Annotated in this window: 20 protein-coding genes; 7 read left to right on the top strand and 13 right to left on the bottom strand. The window is 51.3% G+C overall.

All coding sequences use genetic code 11. The features are described from left to right. Window positions 1-367 precede the first annotated feature (367 nt). The 4 genes from ACSVDI_RS05365 to ACSVDI_RS05350 form a co-directional block, all read right to left on the bottom strand. Window positions 368-1,312 (bottom strand): transketolase family protein, encoded by a 945-nt coding sequence (locus ACSVDI_RS05365; protein ID WP_457945297.1) that lies wholly within the window; start codon window positions 1,310-1,312, stop codon window positions 368-370. Next, window positions 1,313-2,158, bottom strand: coding sequence for a transketolase (locus ACSVDI_RS05360; protein WP_457945296.1), 846 nt, complete (start codon window positions 2,156-2,158; stop codon window positions 1,313-1,315). It lies immediately after the preceding gene. 69 nt (window positions 2,159-2,227) lie between these two features. Then, window positions 2,228-3,991, bottom strand: a complete 1,764-nt coding sequence (locus ACSVDI_RS05355) for an ABC transporter ATP-binding protein (protein WP_457945295.1) — start codon at window positions 3,989-3,991, stop codon at window positions 2,228-2,230. Further along, window positions 3,988-5,730: an ABC transporter ATP-binding protein gene (locus tag ACSVDI_RS05350; protein WP_457945294.1), complete on the bottom strand. Its 1,743-nt coding sequence runs from the start codon at window positions 5,728-5,730 to the stop codon at window positions 3,988-3,990. Before ACSVDI_RS05350 ends, ACSVDI_RS05355 begins: the two co-directional genes overlap by 4 nt. A gap of 180 nt (window positions 5,731-5,910) precedes the next feature. Between ACSVDI_RS05350 and ACSVDI_RS05345 the strand changes: the two genes are divergently transcribed. After that, window positions 5,911-6,798 (top strand): LysR family transcriptional regulator, encoded by an 888-nt coding sequence (locus ACSVDI_RS05345; protein ID WP_457945293.1) that lies wholly within the window; start codon window positions 5,911-5,913, stop codon window positions 6,796-6,798. 52 nt (window positions 6,799-6,850) lie between these two features. On the opposite strand, the gene ACSVDI_RS05340 is transcribed toward ACSVDI_RS05345, so the two are convergent. The 5 genes from ACSVDI_RS05340 to ACSVDI_RS05320 form a co-directional block, all read right to left on the bottom strand. Further along, the gene (locus ACSVDI_RS05340) at window positions 6,851-7,507 is read right to left on the bottom strand and encodes a flavin reductase (RefSeq protein ID WP_457945292.1); all 657 of its coding nucleotides are present in this window, start codon (window positions 7,505-7,507) and stop codon (window positions 6,851-6,853) included. 170 nt (window positions 7,508-7,677) lie between these two features. Further along, window positions 7,678-8,958, bottom strand: a complete 1,281-nt coding sequence (locus tag ACSVDI_RS05335; protein ID WP_457945291.1) for a replication-associated recombination protein A — start codon at window positions 8,956-8,958, stop codon at window positions 7,678-7,680. Window positions 8,959-8,997: 39 nt separating this feature from the next. Continuing rightward, window positions 8,998-9,183, bottom strand: coding sequence for a hypothetical protein (locus ACSVDI_RS05330; RefSeq protein WP_457945290.1), 186 nt, complete (start codon window positions 9,181-9,183; stop codon window positions 8,998-9,000). Between the two features lie 169 nt (window positions 9,184-9,352). Beyond that, window positions 9,353-10,606 carry a serine hydroxymethyltransferase gene (locus tag ACSVDI_RS05325; protein ID WP_457945289.1) on the bottom strand — a complete coding sequence of 418 codons (1,254 nt, stop codon included), beginning with the start codon at window positions 10,604-10,606 and terminating at the stop codon, window positions 9,353-9,355. Window positions 10,607-10,659: 53 nt separating this feature from the next. Further along, a complete protein-coding gene (locus ACSVDI_RS05320) occupies window positions 10,660-11,313 on the bottom strand; it encodes a TraX family protein (protein WP_457945288.1) in 654 nt (217 codons plus the stop codon). Between the two features lie 202 nt (window positions 11,314-11,515). On the opposite strand from ACSVDI_RS05320, the gene nth reads away from it, so the two are divergent. Further along, window positions 11,516-12,160 (top strand): endonuclease III, encoded by a 645-nt coding sequence (gene nth, locus ACSVDI_RS05315; protein ID WP_457945287.1) that lies wholly within the window; start codon window positions 11,516-11,518, stop codon window positions 12,158-12,160. A 91-nt stretch (window positions 12,161-12,251) separates the two neighbouring features. Then, window positions 12,252-12,449, top strand: a complete 198-nt coding sequence (locus ACSVDI_RS05310; protein ID WP_457945286.1) for a hypothetical protein — start codon at window positions 12,252-12,254, stop codon at window positions 12,447-12,449. A gap of 69 nt (window positions 12,450-12,518) precedes the next feature. On the opposite strand, the gene ACSVDI_RS05305 is transcribed toward ACSVDI_RS05310, so the two are convergent. Both ACSVDI_RS05305 and pta read right to left on the bottom strand, forming a co-directional pair. Continuing rightward, entirely contained in the window at window positions 12,519-13,796 is a 1,278-nt protein-coding gene (locus tag ACSVDI_RS05305) for a LysM peptidoglycan-binding domain-containing protein (protein ID WP_457945285.1), read from the bottom strand. Window positions 13,797-14,009: 213 nt separating this feature from the next. Further along, window positions 14,010-15,002, bottom strand: coding sequence for a phosphate acetyltransferase (pta, locus tag ACSVDI_RS05300; RefSeq protein ID WP_457945284.1), 993 nt, complete (start codon window positions 15,000-15,002; stop codon window positions 14,010-14,012). Between the two features lie 250 nt (window positions 15,003-15,252). On the opposite strand from pta, the gene ACSVDI_RS05295 reads away from it, so the two are divergent. Next, window positions 15,253-15,597, top strand: coding sequence for a rhodanese-like domain-containing protein (locus tag ACSVDI_RS05295; protein WP_457945283.1), 345 nt, complete (start codon window positions 15,253-15,255; stop codon window positions 15,595-15,597). An 85-nt stretch (window positions 15,598-15,682) separates the two neighbouring features. Here ACSVDI_RS05295 and ACSVDI_RS05290 read toward each other — a convergent pair whose 3' ends face one another. After that, window positions 15,683-16,369 (bottom strand): L,D-transpeptidase, encoded by a 687-nt coding sequence (locus ACSVDI_RS05290; RefSeq protein WP_457945282.1) that lies wholly within the window; start codon window positions 16,367-16,369, stop codon window positions 15,683-15,685. A gap of 341 nt (window positions 16,370-16,710) precedes the next feature. Here ACSVDI_RS05290 and ACSVDI_RS05285 point away from each other — a divergent pair, with 341 nt between their 5' ends. Beyond that, window positions 16,711-17,151, top strand: coding sequence for a MarR family winged helix-turn-helix transcriptional regulator (locus ACSVDI_RS05285; protein WP_457945281.1), 441 nt, complete (start codon window positions 16,711-16,713; stop codon window positions 17,149-17,151). Further along, on the top strand, window positions 17,151-18,596 hold the full coding sequence (locus ACSVDI_RS05280; protein WP_457945280.1) for an MFS transporter: 1,446 nt from the start codon (window positions 17,151-17,153) through the stop codon (window positions 18,594-18,596). The genes ACSVDI_RS05285 and ACSVDI_RS05280 overlap by 1 nt, the downstream gene beginning before the upstream one ends. 6 nt (window positions 18,597-18,602) lie before the next feature. Here the strand turns inward: ACSVDI_RS05280 and ACSVDI_RS05275 are convergent, their stop codons facing one another. Continuing rightward, complete coding sequence (locus tag ACSVDI_RS05275; protein ID WP_457945279.1) at window positions 18,603-19,286, bottom strand: DUF3298 and DUF4163 domain-containing protein; 684 nt, start codon at window positions 19,284-19,286, stop codon at window positions 18,603-18,605. Between the two features lie 421 nt (window positions 19,287-19,707). On the opposite strand from ACSVDI_RS05275, the gene ACSVDI_RS05270 reads away from it, so the two are divergent. Continuing rightward, window positions 19,708-19,965, top strand: coding sequence for a hypothetical protein (locus ACSVDI_RS05270; protein WP_457945278.1), 258 nt, complete (start codon window positions 19,708-19,710; stop codon window positions 19,963-19,965). Window positions 19,966-19,998 lie beyond the last annotated feature (33 nt).

Genomic DNA, 19,998 nt, shown 5'->3' with positions numbered 1-19,998 from the left:
TCCATTGAAACAGTCGTATTTCGGAAGATTTCTTTTGTAATTATTCAACAAAATTGAATTCAATATTTTGGATTAGAAATTCAAAAATTTCTTATTTATCAAATATTGCTTTCATTGGACCGGGAAGCCAGTTAAAACACTCCCACATCGATTTTCTTAAATGTAAAATATTTCCATATCAATACAATGCATGCACGTGATTCTGTATAAATATGTAAAAAGGACGCTGCAAATGAATAAAATTTCATTTGCAGCGTCCTTTTCTTGGAAAAAAGTGCCTAGTACCTCAGGTATACATTTTCCCGATTCTGAACGCATAGGAGTCCGTTTCGAAGCCGTCCTGAAACGGAACAATTTGACAATCCGATTATTTTCCGAGAACTTTTTTAGTTGTTTCTACAATATGGGCAGCATTCAGGCCAAACTCATCCAGAAGGGCCATCGCCGGGCCAGAGTGACCATAAACATCGTTTACTCCGATTTTTGTAACCGGAACCGGGCATTCCTCAGACAGCACACTGCAGACAGCGTCCCCAAGGCCGCCGATTACATTGTGTTCTTCCACAGTGATAACCCGGCCGGTTTCTTTCGCGGCTTTTACGACCAGCTCGCGGTCAATCGGCTTAATGGTGTGTATATTAATCAGTCTTGCGTCAATGCCCTGCTCCTCCAGCGTTTTGACCGCTTCGAGTGCGCGGGATACCATCAGGCCGGTGGCGATAATGGTGATATCTTTGCCGTCGCGCAGGGTAATTCCCTTGCCGAGTTCAAATTTATAATCGTCGGAATTGTTGAAGCTTTCCACGGCCAAACGGCCAAGGCGAATATAAACCGGGCCGTAATGCTCTGCGGCAGCCCGTACCGCAGCTTTCATTTCATAGTGGTCGGAAGGGTTCAGCACCACCATGCCCGGAATCGTACGCATCAGCGCGATGTCCTCGTTGCATTGGTGGGTAGCACCGTCTTCGCCGACGGAAATGCCCGCGTGGGAACCGACAATTTTTACATTGAGGTGCGGATAGCCGACGGAATTGCGAACCTGTTCAAATGCGCGGCCCGCGGAAAACATTGCGAAAGAAGTTGCAAACGGAATTTTGCCGCAGGTGGCAAGGCCAGCCGCCACGCCAACCATGTTGCATTCCGAAATGCCGCAGTCAACAAAGCGCTCCGGGCAAGCTTTCTTGAAAATACCGGTTTTGGTTGCTGCTGCAAGGTCGGCATCCAGAACCACGATCTGAGGATATTCCTTGGCGAGCTCCGCCAGAGCTTCACCGTAGCTTTCACGAGTAGCCTTTTTTACCATTTCCGCCATTTATTCCGCCTCCAATCCGGACAAGACCTTCTTCAGGTCATTCATCGCGATTTCATACTGTTCGGCATTCGGTGCGGCACCGTGCCAGTTGACCGCGTTTTCCATGTAGGACACGTTCTTGCCCTTAATGGTTTTCGCGATAATCACGCTTGGTTTTCCCTTCACGGTTTTCGCGTGTGCAAATGCAGCCTCCATCGCGTCGAAATCATGGCCGTCAATGATCTGAACATCAAAGCCGAAGGCACGGTATTTTTCATCGATCGGCTCGGGGCCTCCTACTTCACTGACCGGGCCGTCGATCTGCAGGCCGTTGTTGTCAACAATCAGGCACAGATTGTCCAGCTTATGGTGAGCTGCAAACATGGCAGCCTCCCAAACCTGACCTTCCTCGATTTCGCCGTCGCCCAGAATGGAGTACACACGGTAGTCTTTTCCATCCATCTTTGCTGCCAAAGCCATGCCGCACGCCGCAGAAACACCCTGCCCAAGCGAGCCGGAGCTCATGTCGATGCCGGGGGTTCCTTTCATGTCCGGGTGGCCCTGAAGCATTGCGCCAATATGACGGAGCTTTTTCAGCTCATCCATCGAAAAATATCCGCGAAGGGCAAGCGTAGCATAAAGGCCGGGAGCACAGTGCCCCTTCGACAAAACGAAACGATCCCTATCTTCCGCCTTCGGGTTATTCGGATCGATATTCATCTCTTTAAAATAGAGATAGGTAAACAAATCCGCTGCGGAAAGCGATCCGCCGGGATGGCCGGACTTGGCATTAAAAACGCCTTCAATTGCACCCATCCGGACTTTGCACGCCAGAATCTGCAATTGCTTTTTCTCACTTGTGTCCATAAACAACCTCCTAAAGTTTCGGAAATCCTACCTTATTATAACGCGGGCATGGCGGTTATTCAATATAATTCAGGGATTTTCATCCGCATCCGCCGCGGCGAACTGACTGTTGTATAGGTTCGCGTAAAATCCGTTCCGCGCCAAAAGCTCCTCGTGCGTACCCTGTTCCACCACGCTGCCGTGGTTCATGACCAGAATCAAATCCGCCTCCCGTATGGTGGAAAGACGGTGCGCCACGATAAAGCTGGTTCGACCCTTCATCATTTCGTCAAACGCTTTCTGAACCTTAATTTCCGTTCTGGTGTCAATGGAACTGGTTGCTTCGTCCAGAATCAGAATCGGCGGGTCAACCAGCATGACGCGCGCAATGCACAGCAGCTGTCGCTGGCCCTGCGAAAGATTGCCGCCGTCTTCCGAAATCATGGTATCATAGCCCTTCGGCAGCCGCTGAATAAAGGAATGGGCATGCGCCGCTCGAGCCGCTGCAACAATCTCCTCTTCCCCCGCATGGTCCCGGCCATATGCAATATTGTCGCGCACCGTTCCCGTGAAAAGCCACGTATCTTGCAGCACCATGCCGAACGCGCCGCGAAGGCTGCTCCGCGTCAGGCCCCGGATATCTTTTCCATCCACCCGGATGGTGCCGCTGTCTGCGTCGTAAAACCGCATCAACAGGTTAATAATGGTTGTTTTTCCACAGCCGGTCGGGCCAACAATGGCAATGCGTTCCCCACGCCGCGCCGAAAGATTCAGATTCTGAATCAATTTGGCGTCCGGGCGGTAGGAGAAGAACAGGTCTTTGACTTCGACATTGCCTTCGCAGTCCTGCAGAACTTCCGCGTCCGGTGCATCGGGAAGCTCTTCTTCCTCATCCAGAAAATGGAACAGCCTTTGAGCAGAAGCAAATGCCGTTTGAATTTGTGTGATGACACCGGTAATTTCGTTAAAGGGCTTTGTATACTGATTCGCGTACGCGAGGAAGCTGGAAATCTGCCCCACCGTCAACGGGCCGGGGCGGCCGGTAACCGCACAGATGGAACCCATGACAGCCACGGAAGTATAAACTAGGCCGTTCACGAACCGCGTGCTCGGGTTGGAAAGTGCGGAATAAAACTGCGCCTTGACCCCGCAGTTGTAAAGCCGCTGGTTGATTTCGCCAAACTGATTCTCTGCGCGCTTTTCATAATGGAACGTCTTTACAATTTTCTGCCCGCCGAGCATTTCTTCAATATATCCGCTCAATTCCCCCTGGGTCGCCTGCTGCTCCACAAACTGCTTGTGGGTCAGCTTTGCAATAAAAGCTGCCACAAACATGGAAAGCGGCGTTACCAAAACCACCACCACCGTAATCACCGGGCTGATGGTCAGCATAAACACCAGCGTTCCCACAATAGTGACAACCCCGGTAAACAGCTTGGTAAAGCCCTGAAGCAGTCCATCGGCAACTTGATCAACATCATTCACAATCCGGCTGATCATATCGCCGTGCGCATGGCTGTCAATATAGCGCAACGGAAGGCGGTTAATCTTACGGTACGTGCGCATCCGCAGGTCGCGTACCGTACGGTAAACAGCCTGATTGTTGCAGTAGCTCATCAGCCACTGAAACGCCGCGCTGATGACGATAGTAAAAAACAGGGTAACCAAAATGGGCACCATACCGGGGAAATCCACATTGCCCTGCGCAATAATGTGGTCGACAGCATGGCCGATTAGAATCGGCCCGTACAGCGTGAGCGAAACACTGATAACGGCGCTGATGAGGGCACCCATCAAAAAGGGCAGATAGGGTTTGGTATATTTCATCAGCCGTTTTAAAACCGGTTTTTTCATTTTTTCTCCACCTCATCCCTGCTCAGCTGCGACAGACAAATTTCCCGGTAAACCTCACAGCTTTCCAGCAGCTGCGCGTGCGTGCCGATTCCGGCAATTGCACCGTCGTCCAGCACAAGAATCTGGTCGGCTTGACGCACCGCGCTGACCCGCTGGGAAACGATAAGCACCGTCATGCCCCCGGTTTCCGCACGGAGCGCCCGGCGCAGTGCGGCATCGGTCGCAAAGTCCAGCGCGCTTGCACTGTCGTCCAAAATCAGGATTTCCGGGTTCGACACCAGCGCACGCGCAATGGTCAAGCGCTGCTTCTGCCCGCCGGAAAAGTTTTTTCCGCCCTGGTTTACGGGGCTTTCCAGCCCCTGCGGCAGTTCTGCGACAAAATCGTAAGCCTGCGCAATTTTCAAAGCGTGCATCAACTGCTCTTCCCCCGCGTTTTCATCCGCCCAGCGCAGGTTGTCCGCAATGGTGCCGGTAAACAGCGATGCTTCCTGCGGCACAACCCCCACCTTGGTGCGCAGCTCTTCAAAAGAATAGTCCCTCACATCCACGCCGTCAATCAAGACCTTTCCCTGGGTTACGTCGTAAAAACGCGGAATCAGGTTCACCAGCGTGGACTTGCCCGAACCGGTGCCGCCGATAATGCCGATGGTCTCCCCCGGTCGGGCGGAAAATTGGATGTTCTGCAGCGCATAATGGTCGCTGTCGGCACCGTCGTAGGAAAAGCTGACGCCGGAAAACTCGATTTTCGGCGCGCTGGGAACCGGCGTCACGGGAACCTTCGCCGTTTCCAGCACAGAGGGCTGCGTTTCCAGCACTTCGTTCACACGGGAAGCGGAAGCGGCGGCCTTGGTGAACGTAACCACCAGATCTGCAACAACGATTAAGGCCAGCAGCGTCTGGGACATATAGTTAACAAAGGCGATGACCTCGCCCTGGGTCATTTCGCCGGTATTGACCCGTCCGCCGCCCATCCAAATAATCGCGATAACGGAAAAGTTCATAATCACATAAGTCAGCGGGTTCAGCAAGGCAGACAGCTTGCTCACCCGGACCGCGGTTTCCGTCTGGTCGTTCGCGGCTTCGTCAAACCGCTTCTCTTCCATGTTCTGTTTGGAAAAGGCGCGGATAACGCGCACGCCGCTGAGCCCTTCCCGAGACACCAACGAAATGCGGTCCAGCTTTTTCTGCATCACACGGAAATACGGAACGGAGCGGCTCATTACCAGGTAAAGCACCAAAGCAATCAGCGGCGTGGCAATCAGGAAAATCATGCCGAGCTTCCAGTCCAGAATAATGGCCATAACCATTGCACCCACCGCAAGAAACGGCGCGCGGATAACCAGACGAATCAGCATGGCGACCGCGTACTGAAGCTGGTTCACATCGTTCGTAATGCGGGTAATCAGCGAAGGAGTTCCAAACCGGTCAATTTCCGCATGGGAAAAGGTATTAATATGGCGGTACATTTCATTACGTAGCACAGTGCCGAAGCCCTGCGACGCAATAGAAGCAAGCTTTTGGCAGACCAGCGCGCTGCACAGCCCAATGACCCCGAGCAAAAGCAGGATTCCCCCCATATGCCAAATATACGGAACATTTCCCTTGCGCACCCCGTTGTCAATCATCTGCGCGGTAATGACCGGAACAATCAATTCAAAAATAGCTTCCAAAAGTTTGAAAACAGGCCCCACAATGACCTGTACGCGGTAGCGTTTCAAATAACGCGCCAGTTTCAGCATTTTTTGTTCATCCCTTGTTATTTTGACATTTCACGATTATGATAATAATTATAGCATAGGTTAATCCATAGGAATAATATTGATTTTATCTACTTCCCATATCTTTTTGATATACATCAGGAAGCCACCGATTCCAGCACTTTGTATTTGATCGGCGCACATTAACAGAAAGGAATTGTTATGGACTTAAAACAGCTGGCTTATTTTGCCGCCATTGTGGAAGAGGGCAGCATTAGTGCCGCCGCAAAAAAACTGCATATTTCCCAGCCACCGCTCAGCCACCAGCTGAAGCTGCTGGAAAACGAGCTTGGGCAAAAGCTGGTGGAACGCGGGGCACGGCAGGTGCGGCTGACGGATGCGGGAGCCATCCTGTACCGCCGTGCCCACAGCCTGTTGGAACTGGCTGACACCACGGTAAGGGAGCTGGAGGATCTGGCCGAAAAGCCCAACGGCACGCTGCGGCTGGGAACCACCTCTTCCTCTGGGCCCGCGCTTCTGGGGTGGCGGGTCACCGAATACGCCAAAGCTTACCCGGGTGTCCGGTTTGAAATCCGGGAAGGAAACACCTTTCAGCTGATTGACCTTCTGGCCTCCGGGGATATTGAGGTTGCCGTGGCACGCACCCCGTTTTACGCGGAAAAAACCAATCATATCGAACTGGAAAGCGAACCGATGATCGCGGCCGGAAACGCCCGCTATTTTTCCGGTCTACCGGGGGAATCCGTCTTCCTGAAGGATTTGGCGGAAAAGCCGCTGATTCTGTACCGACGGTTTGAAAAAATGATTCTTGCAGCCTGCAAGGCCGCCGGGTTCCGGCCTAACGTTTACTGCCTAAACGACGACGCACGTACGTCCCTCATGTGGGCAAACGCAGGCCTTGGAATCGCCATCGTTCCACAGTCCATGCGCTCTTATGCCGATGGAGTCTGCAGGGTAATTGCAGACACGAACATGACCAGCCGGGTTGTGGCAATTTGGCGCGGGGACCGTTACCTCTCCTCCGCTGCGAAATGTTTTCTGGAAGTATTCGGTGAAAAAGACACGAAACAAAGAAGTGCTGCAAAATGAATGGGAAATCATTTTGCAGCACTTCTGTATATAAGGAACGGGCCGCGCCCGATTACTGCCGCTTAAAAGCGGACTTCGGCATCCCGCAGATCGGGCACACCCAGTCATCGGGCAAATCCTCAAACGGCACATCAGGGTCATTGTAAACATATCCGCACACTGTGCAAATCCAACTTTCTGTGCTGTCGCCATCACCGACCGGCTGCTTTGCCTGATACGTGGGTGCATTTTTCGGGGCCTTGCCCTTTATTACCTTATGGTAATAGTCATAAGTCATAGGGGTACCCACGGACTTGTCGCTGCCCGCGGTCACTTCGGCAATAAACACTGTATGGGTGGGTGTTTCCAAACGATCGGTCACTTTGCAGAGCAGCCAGCAGCAGCAGTTTTCCGTAATGACCGGCAGGCCCTCCGCCAGAACCTTATGACGAACGTTCGCCAGCTTATCGGTGTTCCGACCGGAAGAAAAACCAAGGGCACCAATTACCGCGCCGGAGGTATCCTCCGACAGGACAGAAACCGTAAACATGCCGGTTTTCATAATGCAGTCATAGCTGTAATTGTCATGGCTCATACTGACGGCAATCCGGTTCGGATTGTTCGTGACCTGAAAGACGGTATTCACGATGCAGGCCGAGATTTTCTGCTCGTCCTTTACACCAATTGCATACATGCCATAGGATAGACTAAACAGCACTTCATCCTTCATAATTATAACCATCCTTTCGCAGAGCCCGAAAGTCTTGACGGTTCGGCTCAACCGAATTTCCGCCTGAATACTCAGTGGGAAAATGCAAAACTTTTGCGCCCGGTCTTTCTATTACTTTGTATATTGTATTGTGTTGATATCCTAAAAAATAACCTTATTTTCAATATAATTCAGGAATTTTGCCCGCGGTTTCCCTTAATTCTGCTCCAATATTCCTTATAGGCCTGTTCGTTTTTATTCTGGCCGTATTGATAATAATGAACGTCCTTCAGTTCGTCCGGTAAATACTGCTGTTCCACCCAGCGGTTGGGGTAGTCGTGCGGATACTTGTAGAACTGGCCCTTATGCGCATTGTCCGCACCGTCGTAATGCTTATTTTGCAAATGGCGGGGGATGCTGCCGATCCGCCCCCGCTGCACGTCCGCGATCGCCGCGTTGATGGCGTCGTGGCCGGTGTTCGATTTGGGTGCGATGCTCACCAGAATTACTGCGTCCGCAAGTGGAATTCGGGCTTCCGGCAAGCCGACCTGAAGCGCGGCGTCAACCGCGGCCTTTACAATGGGGATAATCATGGGGTAAGCAAGGCCCACATCCTCGCAGGCGCATACCATCAGCCTGCGGCAGGCGGAGGGCAGGTCGCCCGCCTCCAGAAGGCGCGCCAGATAATGTACCGCCGCATCGGGGTCGGAACCGCGCATGGATTTTTGGAACGCGGAAAGGATGTCGTAATGCTCGTCGTCCGCGCGGTCGTAGCGCAGGGCGCTGCGCTGGGTAAGCTCGCGCGCATGTTCCAGTGAAACATGGCAGACGCCGTCCCGGATTTCGCCGGAAAGCACGCTCAGTTCCACGGCGTTCATGGCCTTACGCACATCCCCGCCGCAGGCCGTTGCAATCCACTCCGCAACGCCCTCTTCCGGGTGGATTTCCAGGTTTTGCTCCTGTTCCAAAAAGCGGAACGCCCGGTTGACCGCTGGAATAATATCTTCTTTTTCCACCGGTTTGAATTCAAACACCGTGGAACGGCTGAGAATCGCATTGTACACGTAAAAATACGGATTTTCCGTCGTGGACGCAATCAGAGTAATCTGCCCGTTTTCTATGAATTCCAGCAGTGTCTGCTGCTGCTTTTTATTGAAATACTGAATCTCGTCCAAGTACAGCAGAATTCCGTTCGGGGCAGCCAGCGTATCCAAACGGCCAACTACATCGCGAATATCTGAAGTGCTGGCCGTTGTGCCGTTCAGCTTGCACAGGCTCCGGTTGGTCTTGCGCGCAATAATGGAAGCAAGCGTGGTTTTACCGATACCCGAGGGGCCGTAAAAAACCATGTTTGGAATTTCCCCCGATTCGATAATTCGGCGCAGCGCCTTGCCGGGCCCCAAAAGATGGCGCTGCCCGACAATTTCGTCCAGCGTCTGTGGGCGCAGCCGGTCCGCCAGCGGTGCCGTCATGAAATTCCTCCTTCCGTTCTCCAACCGTAAACCCAACTGTTAAAAGGGCATGTCTTCCTCGTCGCCAGAATCGATTTTATCAGCGTCCTTCGGGGCACCGCAGTTGGTGTTTCCGTTATTGTTGCCGATATAAACCCCTTTTTTGATGGGAGCCAACAAAAAGCCAAGCACGGTGCCAAGAATCAACATGGTGCTGCACAGTAAAAACAGAGTACTTTTCTTCACGATAATCCACCCTTTCTGCCGCACTTTCCTCCCAAGACCAGTCGGAACGTATGTTTTTCGTAAATCTAATCATAGCACAAGTACCGGAAAGATACAAGAGAAAAGGAAGCCCCGCAGAAGGATTTTCCATCCTTTCGCAGGGCTTCCAAGTAAAGGCCAGCCGGCCAAATTATTCGTATAACGGATACCGGTCGCAGATTCCTTTGACCATCAAACGGATTTTTTCTTCGTTCGATTCAAAGTCATGAATCGCAAGGCTGATGCATTCCGCAATCACGTCCATATCGTCCTCGTTCAGACCGCGTGTGGTCACCGCAGGGGTGCCAAGCCGCAGGCCGCTGGTAATAAACGGACTGCGCTGTTCGTTCGGCACCGTATTTTTATTGGCCGTAATATTCACCGCATCCAAACGGTGCTCCAGTTCTTTACCGGTCAGTTCCATTCCGCTGAGGTCCACCATCATCAGGTGGTTGTCCGTGCCGCCGGAAACCAGCTTCACACCGCGTTTTACAAGGCCCTGCGCCAGGGCAGCGGCGTTTTTCACCACCCGATGGCCGTATTCCTTGAACTCTGGCTTCAGCGCTTCCCCAAGGCAGACCGCCTTGCCCGCGATGACGTGCATCAGCGGGCCGCCCTGTGTTCCGGGGAAAATTGCCTTGTCAATCGCCTTGGCGTACTCTTCACGGCAAAGAATCATGCCGCCGCGCGGGCCGCGCAGCGTTTTGTGCGTAGTGGTGGTCACCACGTCCGCCCATTCCACCGGGTTGGGGTGCTCGCCCGCCGCGACCAGACCGGCAATGTGCGCCATGTCCACCATCAGGTACGCGCCGCAGGCGTCGCAGATTTCACGGAACTTTTTGAAATCAATAATACGCGGATAGGCGCTTGCGCCCGCCACAATCATTTTCGGCTTTTCTTTCATCGCCGTTTCATACAGCTTTTCATAATCGATGCGTCCGGTTTCGGGATCCACACCATAGGGAATGAAATTGAAATATTTGCCCGACATGTTCACCGGGGAACCGTGCGTCAGGTGGCCGCCCTCCGCAAGGTTCATGCCCATAACCGTATCACCGGGGTTCAGCAGGGCAAAATAGACCGCCAAATTGGCCTGTGCGCCCGAATGGGGCTGAACGTTCGCGTGCTCCGCACCGAACAACTCGCAGGCGCGGTTTCGGGCTAACTCTTCCACCACATCCACATATTGGCAGCCTCCGTAATACCGTTTTCCCGGGTAACCTTCGGCATATTTATTGGTGAGGACGCTTCCCATGGCGGCCATCACCGCAGGGGATACCAGATTTTCCGAAGCAATCAATTCCAGGTTGGAGCGCTGGCGCTTCAGTTCGTCGTTCATAGCCGCGCCCAGCGCGGGGTCCAGCTTAGATACAAAGCCAATTGTGTCCATCATGTCACTGTACATTTTTTCAATTCCTTTCCCTTTAACGTAATACGTATATTATACACTTCAACAATTTAAATGGCAACTGTGTGAATCCAATACAGTAAAAGAAGGTGTGCAGGGTAAAAAACATAAAAGAAGTATTTCCAGTTCCATTTTCCCCGAAATCCGCTGTATAAAAAGATAGGAATTCCCGCCAAAACCGCGTAACTCTCCAACGGACTAAATGCCAAGCCATAGCCTACCGTCAAAAGCGAAAACAGCACAAGCCCCTTGGTCGGGTACTTCCGCCCAAGGTAAAAGAGCACCACAACCGCCACGCCGTACCAGCCGTAATCCGTGTGCAGCAGCTCCGCAATCAACGCCAGTGAGACGGCACCCATCGCGGCACCGACCGGCTGAACGGGGGAAATCTTCTGCAGCAGGGCGATTGCCGCCAAGCCGAAAAAGAGAGTGAAAAAAATATTCTGGCTGTTCGGGTAAAATACGGAAGAATGAAATGCTAGGTCAAACGGGATTTCCGAAACCAGTGCAAACAGAAAAAGCCGGCCGAAATATTTCCGTATATTGGAGGTATGAAGCAGTCCTTCGGTCAGAAGATACGCAAAAACCGGAAACGACAGCCGGCCGATGATGCGCAGGAAAATCACGCCGGGAAAAAGGACCGCGCCAATGTGGTCAATCAGCATGGTCACAACCGCAAAAATTTTTAGTTGAAATCTATTCATGTATTTTCCAACTTTCTACCGCTTTATCCGTTCATTCCAACCGAAAAGCAGTGCAGAGGCCCATTTTTCAGGTTTGCAGCCCAAACCATTAGAATAATCATAAAGAATCCCGCGGAGCTTGTCAACTTGTAGTTTCCGACGGTTTGCGCTATGATAATATCCGTAAGGTCTTATTTGTAAATAGAAACTCGGAGGAAAGGCAATGACAAAGAAACAACGCGCCGCACTGGCGGTGGAAGCGTTAAAAAAAGAATATCCGGATGCTCTTTGTTCGCTGACCTACACCAATCCGCTCCAGCTGCTGATTGCAACGCGGCTTTCCGCGCAGTGCACCGACGCGCGCGTCAACCTGGTGACCCCCGCCCTGTTTGAGCGCTTTCCGACTCTGGATGCTTTTGTGGAAGGTACGGTAGAAGAGATTGAAACGCTGATTCGCACCTGCGGACTCTATAAAACCAAAGCGCGTGACATTCACGCGATGTGCATAAAATTAAAATCCGACTACAACGGCGTGGTGCCGGATACGATAGAGGAACTGACCAAACTGCCGGGGGTTGGACGGAAAACAGCCAACCTGGTGGTTGGGGACATTTACCACAAACCTGCGGTTGTAACCGATACCCACTGCATCCGCATCTGCGGGAGAGTGGGGCTCAGCGAAGGCAAGGACCCTTATAAAGTCGAAATGCAACTCCGCACTGTGCTGCCCATGGAAGAATCGAACGCGTTCTGCCACCGGCTGGTGCTGCATGGGCGCGCTGTTTGCACCGCACGCAGCCCGAAATGCGAAGCCTGTGTGATGAACAGTTTCTGCAAGTACGTTAAGGAAGCCGAAAAGAAAAAATAAATCATTTCTGAATAACATACCCCTTTTGGGAAATACTACCGCTGATTTTATTCCGCCGCCCTGCGGCGGCAGATCGAAGGCGGCGGTAACAATGAAGACGAAAAAAGGAACGGCGCTTCAGGTTTTTCTGGTGCTCGTGCTGCTGGCCCTGATTGGCGGGGTTGGATGGTGCGTGTTTCAAATGATCCGGCTGAGCACTGCGCAAAGCCCGTATTCCGCTATTTTAATTCGGACTTACCCGTTTTTCGGTTTGGCTCATTCCGTTTTTACTTTCGTCGGCACTGTATAACTGCATATAATAAAACAGCCGCGAAGGGAGCAGTGTTCCCTTCGCGGCTGTTCAGTTTGCCGGGGTAATTTACAATGGTTTGCGCACATTGTACATGGAATCCAACACCAGCCAATTCTGCGGGAAAAAGCTGTTAATGGTCCAGTAGCTGACCCCGCCCAAATTATATTTTTGAACCAGCTCCAGCTTTGCCTGAATGCTGCGTGCATCCTCAAACCAGACTTCGTGCTGCCTCCGGTTTTCATCGTAATAGCGAAAATACGGCGACTGCGCCGTTGTGTCGTACTCAATCCGCGCTCTTACCCGCGCCGCCAGTGCCACCGCCGCCGTATGGGAAATCGCCCTTGCTGCAGAACCCCGCACATAGGGCAAGGTCCAGTTATAACCGTAATTGGGAATACCCATCAGGATTTTCTGACTCGGAATCACCGTAACGGCGTACCGGATGACCTGCTCCACCAGATTAATCGGCGCGACGGCACGGGGTGGACTATAGGTATATCCCCATTCATAGGTCATTAGAATCACATGGTCAACGGTCGCTCCATGCGCCGCGTAATCGTGCGCTTCGTAAAGCAGCCCAACCTGCCCGGCGCTGGTTTTTGGTGCAAGCGCCGTTGTAACTTTGTACCCAAGGGGATGCAGACGATCCACTACTTTCCGGATAAACCGGTTATAATTTTCCCGGTCGCGGGGGTACAAATATTCAAAATCGATATCCAGCCCGTAATAGCCTTTTCTCAGCACGGCGATGACATTATCCAGCAAGGTGTTTTGCAGCTGGTCGCTGATTAGGATGGTATGGGCAAGTTCGCTGTCGAAACTTCCACCTTCCTTAATGTTGGTAATCACCATGAAAGGCCCAACATTCCGCGCCCTTGCAGCCTGGATAATGGAGGAATCGTCAATTGGATTCAGGCTTCCGTCCGGGCGTACCTGATAGCTGAACAGGCTGATGAAACTAAGGTTTGGAAGGGTGTCCTGCAGCGTGGCGGACGAAATGTTCGGAAATGCATAACCGTTCACGTCTATCGTGCCCAGCTTTGGAACCGCCGCCGGTACCTGAATGACCTGCCCGGCCTGAATGCGGGACGGGTCGCTGATTTCCGGATTCAAACGAAGCAAGCCGGAAACCGTAACGCGGTAATCCCGCGCGATGCTGTACAGCGATTCCCCCGCAGCAACCGTGTGCGGCACAATATCGGCGCTGATGACAATTGTCTGCCCAACCACCAACTGTTCCGGATTTTCCAGCCTGTTATCGCTGATCACCTTCTGCATTGGCACGCCATAGCGCGTCGCGATGGTATAAATGCTGTCCCCAGGCTGTACGACATGAATCACCATGCGGATCACACCTTTCCCTTATTGAAATCAATTACGGTCAAAGGCATTTAGCGCGCCGTGCGCGTTTTTCAGCCGATACCGGCAGAACCCCCTAAACCGTACAACATACTATCCCGTTCTAAGCAATATATGTTTTCCTGGGAACGTTTATTCCTGTAAGCAAAAAAGCCCGTCCCGTGAAAAGGGCGGACTTTTCGATTTACAGAACCAAAATCAGGCGTTCTGCGCCTGAACGGCGGTAATGGCAACCACTCCCACAATATCCTTTGCGGAACAACCGCGGGAAAGGTCGTTAACCGGTTTTGCGATTCCCTGCAGAATCGGGCCGAACGCAGTGGCTTTTCCAAGCCGCTCCACAAGCTTATAGGCAATATTCCCGCAGTTTAAGTCCGGGAAAATCAATACGTTTGCACGGCCTGCGACTGTGCTCCCCTTCGCCTTGGACCGCCCAATTTCGGGCACCAGCGCGGCGTCGGCCTGAAGTTCGCCGTCCAGCTGAAGCTGCGGCGCTTTTTCCTTTGCCAGCCGGGTTGCCTCAATCACCTTATCCACAATCGGGTCTTTCCCGCTCCCGTAAGATGAGAAGGAAAGCATGGCCACACGCGGTTCATCCTGTACCAGGCTTTGATAGGATTTTGCGGAGGCAATCGCGATTTCTGCTAGTTCTTCTGCAGTGGGGTTGCGGTTCAAGCCGCAGTCCGCAAAAACAAAAACGCCGTTGTTGCCATATTCGCAGTTTGGAACGGACATGATGAAAAAGCTGGATGCAATTTTGGCGTCCGGCGCAGTACGGATGATCTGCAGTGCAGGCCGGACGGTATCCGCCGTAGAGTGCGCCGCGCCGGAAACCATTCCGTCCGCCTCCCCATTTTTCACCATCATAACAGCCCAGAAAACGTTGTCCTGCATGATTTGTTCTGCCTGTTCCATAGTAACTCCCTTCGCTTTGCGAAGCTCGTAGAACATTTTGCAGTATTCTTCCCGCTGCGGTGCGGTTCGGGGATTCACGATTTTTGCGCCGGACAAATCCCGGTTCCCGCCCAAGCGATGAATTTCCTCCTCGTCACCAACCAGAATCAAGTCCGCGATTTGCTGCTTTAAGATTTCCTCCGCAGCCTCAAGCGTGCGGGGGTCTCCGCTTTCCGGTAACACAATGGTTTTTTTGAAACTCCTGGCCCGTTCCATCATCGTTGCAAGAAAATCCATAAAAGTCCCTTCTTTCTTGATCGTTCCAATAAAAATTGGATGATTCCATGATTTCATCCATATTTCCTTTAATTTCCAATCATATGGTAACTATAGCACGCGGTACCGCCGAATGCAAGAACACCTGATGTTCAGTTTTCCCAGGTGCGGGCGGATTATCATACTTCTTTCGGTGACCAAGTTACTGAATCCGTTTTCCGTTCCGGTTATACTAAAACAAAACAATCAAAAGACGAAAAAAGGGGATCGTATGTTTCAAGTACTGTTTCATAAAAAGACATATCGCACCATCACTCATGAAGAAGCAAGACAGAGACTGATTTCCGGCAGTCCGCTTCTGCTGGACGTCCGGACAAAAGAGGAATACGAAGCGGTGCACATACCGGGCAGCGTTCTGCTGCCGCTGAACGAGCTGGAGTCGAAAATATCCGCGCTCGCCCCCGAAAAAGACCGAGACATCATTGTGTATTGCCGAAGCGGCGCCCGTGCCGCCGCGGCTTGTTCCCGCCTTACGGAGCTGGGTTACACCGACGTGAGCACCATGGGCGGAATCTGTGACTGGAAATACACCACCGCGAAAGGCTCGGAAAAGTAATGGCGGAAAAGGTTCGCCGACCGTCATATGAAAAAATACCTGCAGGCCAGAACGCGGCCCGCAGGTATTTTTCATGTTATGTAATTTACTCAATAACGACCTTGGTACCCCTCGGCACATTGTCATAAATCCATTTTGCATCCTCAATCGCAAGCCGGACACATCCGTGCGAAGCCTTGGTACCCAGCTTGTCGGCTTCCTCCGGCTCTATTTTTTCGTTCTTGTCAAAGGGGATACTATGGAACAAGAACGAGCCCTTAAAACGGGTCCAGTAATACGCGCCCTCTTGATACTGCGGGCTGAAAAAGGACTTTCCTCGATCCGAAACCGTAAAGGTACCGGTCGGGGTATCCGAGCCCTCCAATCCGGTGGAACAAATGAAATTCTTAACCATACGGTCGGAGGCATCATAAACGAAAACCCGCTGCTCCGGGATGCTCACCTTAACCCACAAAGGCTTGTCCGCCGCTTTCAGGTCCACCAGAACTTCCTCCGGCTTACTCACATTGGAGGATGCGGCGGCAGAAGAAGAGGGTGCGGACGAAGATGCCGGCGAAGAAGTAACCACAGCAGAAGAAACCACGGCAGAAGAAACCGGCATAGAAGAAGTGGAGGAAGATGCCGTAGAAACCGCTGGTATTTTATTAGAAGTGACCGCAACCCAGTAAAATGCCGCCGCGCCAATACAGCAGAGCAACAGCGCCATCAAGCGCAAGAACTGCGGGTGTTTTGGTTTTTTTTCGGTGGAAGGATTGTTTTCGTTGTAATTCATCTCACAGATTCTCCGTTTCTATGCGTTAATTCGTTTTCATTACGTTCGTTATCCTATCATAAAGAAATCCGTCCAGAATAAATGGGTGGAATTTTTCAAGTGACACCGGACTTGTACGTGTCCGATGCCTGTCCGCATTTTGGGCGGTACTTCGAAAATTGGTCAATCTAAACGGAACCGAAGCATTTTTATATTATTATAACTTCTTTTTCTGCTTAAGTTATGAAATTCTTGTTAATTCTCCAAGAAAAACAATTTTTTCACATTAATTAGTTGACAAGTCAACTAATTCAAGATAAAATAATTCAGCTCGTCAATTTTTGGAAAAGCGAGGACGGCACATGGATGAAAAAAGGTACCTGATTAAGTATTGCGGCAAAATTATGAGAAAAACTCAGACATATTTGGATATAGTATTAAGGAAATATCAACTGAGCAGCGGAGGCTATTCCTATCTTTTTGAGCTGGAAAAGCAGGAAGGCATCAGTTTGGAACAGATCAGCAGAACGCTTGGTGTGGACAAAGCCATGTCTACCCGTACCGTTCAAAAGCTGGCAGAACTTGGCTTTATCACCAAAATACCCGATCAGGAAGATTCCCGCGCATTCCGGCTCTATTTGACGGAAAAAGCGCACGCCTGCCTTCCCGCTGTGCGGGAAGAAATCTCCAATTGGATTGAGCAAATTACGGACGGGCTGTCTGAAAATGAAAAAGATATGGCGGTTGAACTGCTGAAAAAAATAGCAGGCAACGCCGAACGCAAAGGAATGAATCAAAAATAGTGGAAGAAAAACAAACAACTTATGATCGCCGCAGGTGGATGGTGCTGGTCATCACCGCCATATCCACCTTCATGTCCACACTGGACAGCAGTATTGTAAATGTCGCATTACCCGTTATGGCAACTTCTCTTCACGTAAGCACCGGGCTGATTGCTTGGGTCGTCAGTGCCTATCTGATTGCAATTACCATTTTTATTCTTCTGTTTGGCAGGCTGGGCGACCTGAAAGGGCAGCAAAAAATTTTTCGCATCGGCCTGATTATTTTTACTGTGGGTTCTTTTCTATGCGGCGTTACCCACACCCTCCCAACACTTCTGGCCGCGCGGGTGGTACAGGCCATTGGGGCCGCCGCAACCATGGCGAACAGCCAAGGCATTATTACCCGAACTTTTCCCGCGGAAGAACGCGGGCGTGCACTGGGCATTAACGGCTCATTCGTAGCCCTCGGCACCATGGTGGGACCTTCTCTCGGCGGATTTATTATTTCCTTCGCCAGTTGGGAATACCTGTTCTGGGTGAACGTACCGATCGGTTTGATTGCATATCTTCTGAATCTGAAATTTTCCGACAAGGATGAAACAACACAAAAAGAAAAGCTGGACGTATGGGGCGAGATTCTTTTCACGCTGACCATTACCCCGCTGTTTATCGGCCTGGAATACGGCCAGACCATCGGCTATGGTGCCCCGCTGATTCTAATCTGCTTTGCCGTATCCGTAATAGCTTTTGCGGTTTTCCTATATGTGGAGCGTAAAGTCAGCGCACCTCTGCTGGATTTGGATATTTTCCGGAACAAATGGTTTTCCGTCAGCATATTCTGCGCTTTTACTTCTTTTGTCGCCATCTCATGTTCCAACATCATTCTGCCGTTTTATCTGCAGAACGCCCTGGGCATGAGCCCCGGACAAGCTGGACTTTATATGACGATTTATCCGGTGGTACTGGCTCTGGTTGCACCGATCAGCGGATACGTTTCCGACCGGATCGGTTCTGAAATTCTGACGCTGATTGGCCTTTCGCTGACAAGCGCCGGTCTTTACCTGGTGGTCTTTCTGAACGCCTCCCCGGTTTACTGGATGCTGATCCTGTTTATTGCCATTATGTCACTGGGCAACGGCCTGTTCCAGTCGCCGAACAACTCCCTCGTTATGTCCATGCTTCCGCCCGAAGAGCTTGGCATCGGCGGAAGTGTAAACGCGCTGATACGAAACATCGGCATGGTCGTGGGAATCGCTACCTCCACCTCTGTTTTATATGGCGGTATGAGCGCAAAAATCGGCAGGCATGTGACCAGTTACGTGGAAGGACGCAGTGATGTGTTCATCTATGGAATGCACCTTGCCTATATCGTATCCGGAAGCATCTGCCTGGTAGGAGTTGTGACGACGGCCATACGGCTCTTCCGCCGAAAGAAGGAACAAGAAACACAGCCGAAAAAAGCATGAAAAAATTCAACGGCCGCAGGTCGGCAGCACAACGCGGCCTTCCTCATAGTTGATGATGAAAACCGGAATTCCGCTGGAATAAGGGGCAATATCATACTGCTGATAATAAATCGCAAGTCCGTCCGGAGTAAGGTAAAAGCTTTCCGGCTGGAATGTTTTTGCGGTCAGCTGCTCATAGTTTTCAAAATAGATATTATTGCCCGACGCAATTTGCCCCGCAATCTGCCGGTTTATGGTCTGAATCAGGTATTCCTGGTAATCCACGGAATAAGGGAACAGTTCACGCAGGAAAATTCTGCGGCCCGTTCGAATGTTCCAGGTGCGCGAATCACGGATGGTGGAACCATGTGCCCCGCCGGTAAACTGATAGCGGTCGAAATACAGGCTCAGCCCGCAGTTTCTGGAATAAGTAACAGTATAATCCAGCTGTGCTTCAAACGCTCGGACCGGGAACCCGTTTGCCATGGAATACTCATATTCCCTGACCGCCATTGCATACAAATCACGCTCTAAGTACCGTTGGTATTGTACGGCCTTCCTCCTACAATACGCATTAATCCGTGTGATTCCCGTTACGAAATGTGAGGAGCGAAACTGCGGGAAATTGATTTTGTACCGCAGAACCATCGTATCCTTATAATACATTTCGCGTTCAATTACATGATTTTCAACTTGAACTTGATAATCCATGAAAAATCCCTCCCGATGCAGATTATGCCGGTAGGGATTTTTTTGACTGTATTTTTTCGAAAAAGAAAACCTTTCCACAAAATTTTGTGCTGGATAAACTCATTTCTTTCATCCGGCATATTATGCAGGGAAGGAGGAATGAAAATGCCTGTTATAATTCCCCGATGGTGGCAGTGGCGCCCCATATGGAACCATCGGCCCGGGCCGCCTGCACCTCCTCCGCCCAGACCCCCCAGACCGCCGGTTCCGCCGAGGCCCCCCAGGCCGCCAAGGCCGCCGATTCAGCCGCTTCCACCTAGAACGTACTAATGGACGGTGGTTCATCTTTTCTGCAGCAGAAAAAGCGCAGTAGGGTAACCTTATTTCCTGTTTCGCATATTATGGAACAAATCGCCCACTATGCGGAATGGAGGTTTTTCAGTTGAAAGTATTCAATTGTTCCGATCCGGGTGAAAATCCACTCCCGTTCTGGATGACGGAAAAAGCATACTCTGCAGAAGAAGGTTCCAAGGAAGAGAATTCCACGGAATCGAATTCCATGGAATCAAATTCCAAGGAAGAGAATTCCGTAGAAGAAAGCGAAAAACACGAAGAATCTGTGGAAAAAGCTGGGCTCCCTGTTTTCCGTTATCAGCAAGAAAACTTCTTTCCAGAATTTTGCCGGGTCCGGCGCATTTAACGTGCCGAGTTTTCATCCGGAATATTTGACCAA

The sequence above is a fragment of the Caproiciproducens sp. LBM24188 genome, assembly GCF_054130445.1.
This window is presented reverse-complemented; position numbering and strand designations above follow the sequence as displayed.